1 protein-coding gene is annotated in these 2,199 nt (G+C 41.6%); it reads right to left on the reverse strand.

Going from position 1 to position 2,199, the window contains the following annotated elements:
• Positions 1 to 2,199, reverse strand: a 2,199-nt coding sequence (locus tag GMD4S_RS08115) for a Spy0128 family protein (protein ID WP_000295593.1), incomplete at both ends; no start/stop codon positions are given.

Below are 2,199 nucleotides of genomic sequence, written 5' to 3' on the forward strand. Positions count from 1 at the left end.
GTCCTGCCAAAGCTGCAAGAACTAGACCAAGAATAGTAGAGAATGCTGTAAAGTCTGCTCCACCAGTGTTTGGCAAATCTCCCTTAGGTTGTTCACCCTTAGGACCTTCCTTAGGTTCTTCTTTTTTCGGTTCAGTATACGTGTTAGTGATTGTTGGGTTGTTACCTTCAACTGTTGTTACAAGTTGACCCGCACCATTATCTGTCACTGTTACTGTCACTTTGTAAGAATTCTCATCATATTTGATATTCTTATCGTCACCTTTTACTTCAGTAATAGTGTAAGTGTGCTCTCCTGCTTCTTTGTACTCAATTGCTGTGAAAGTAACAGTACCGTCTGCAGCGTTTGTAGCTGTCTCAACGACTTTGTCACCTTGTTTAAGTTCAAACTTAAATTGACCTTTTACAAGCTCTTTATCACCTTTCAAGACTTTCTTAGCTGAGAAAATTACTTGTGTTGAAGACGCAACATAAGTGTTGGTGAAGGTTGGGTTGTTGTCAGTTACAGTCGCAACAAGTTTGCCTGCACCGTTATCAACAACTTTAACAGTCACTTTATGTGTAGCAGTGTCATATGTCACACCTGCTTCGCTACCTGCTTTTTCAGAGATAGTATAAGTGTGCTCACCAGCTTCTTTGTACTCAATACCTGCGAAAGCAACTGTACCGTCTACAGCGTTTGTCGCTGTTCCGATTACTTTGTCACCTTCTTTAAGTTCAAACTCATATTTACCAGCTTCTAGAGCTTTACCATTCAAGACTTTCTTAGCCGTGATGTTAACAGTTGTTGAAGCTGCTTTGTAAGTGTTTGTGAAGGTTGGGTTGTTGTCAGTTACAGTCGCAACAAGTTGACCTTGTCCGTTATCAACAACTGCTACCTTAACTTCGTGTTTAGCAGTATCGTATGTCACACCTGCTTCGCTACCTGCTTTTTCAGTGATAGTGTATGTGTGGTTACCTGCTGCTGCGTATTCGATAGCTTCGAAAGTCACAGTACCGTCGGCAGCGTTTTTAGCTGTCGCAACGACTTTGTCACCTTCTTTAAGTTCAAACTCGTATTTACCAGCTTCTAGAGCTTTACCATTCAAGACTTTAGTAGCCGTGATAGTAGCTGTTGTTGAAGTTGCTTTATAAGTGTTGGTGAAGGTTGGATTGTTACCTGTAACAGCTGCAACAAGTTGACCTTGCCCGTTATCTGTAACGTTTACTGTCACTTCATGTTTAGCAGTGTCGTATGTCACACCTGCTTCGCTACCTGCTTTTTCAGTGATAGTGTATGTGTGGTTGCCTGCTGCTGCGTACTTGATATCTTCGAAAGTCACAGTACCGTCGGCAGCGTTTTTAGCTGTCGCAACGACTTCGTCACCTTCTTTAAGTTCGAATTCGTATTTACCAGCTTCAAGGGCCTTACCATCCAAGACTTTAGTAGCTGTGATCGTTGCACTTGTTTTAGCTGCTTTATAAGTGTTGGTGAAGGTTGGATTGTTGTCTTTTACATCTGCAACAAGTTTTCCTTGTCCATTATCTGTAACTTTTACTGTTACATTGTGAGTAGATTTATCGTAAGTTACACCTGCTTCGCTACCTTCTTTTTCAGTGATAGTGTAAGTGTGGTCACCTGCTGCTGCGTACTTGATAGCTTCGAAAGTAACAGAACCGTCTGCAGCGTTTTTGGCTGTTGCGACGACTTCGTCACCTTCTTTAAGTTCGAATTCGTATTTACCAGCTTCTAGAGCTTTACCTTCCAAGACTTTAGTAGCCTTGATAGTAGCTTTTGTTTCAGCGGCTTTATAAGTGTTAGTGAAGACACGTTCTGCTTCATCTACAGTCGCAACCAATTGACCTTGACCGTTATCTACTACATTCACTTTAACTGTGTAGGATTCTGTTGAGTATGTCACACCTGCTTCTGTTCCTGCTTTTTCAGTGATAGTGTAAGTGTGCTCTCCTGCTTCGGTGTAGTTGACGTTGAAGACAACTTCGCCTGAAGCAGTATTCTTAGCTGTAGCTACAACTGCATCTTTTTCTTTCAATTCGAAAGTATAAGCATCAGCTACAAGTTCTTTACCATTCAAGACTTTCTTAGCTTTGATTGTCGCGCTTGTTGAAGCTGCTTTATAAGTGTTAGTGAAGACACGTTCTGCATTCGCATTTTCTACAGTCGCAACCAATTGACCTTGGCCGTTATCTACTACATTCA

The organism is Streptococcus sp. GMD4S (assembly GCF_000296955.1).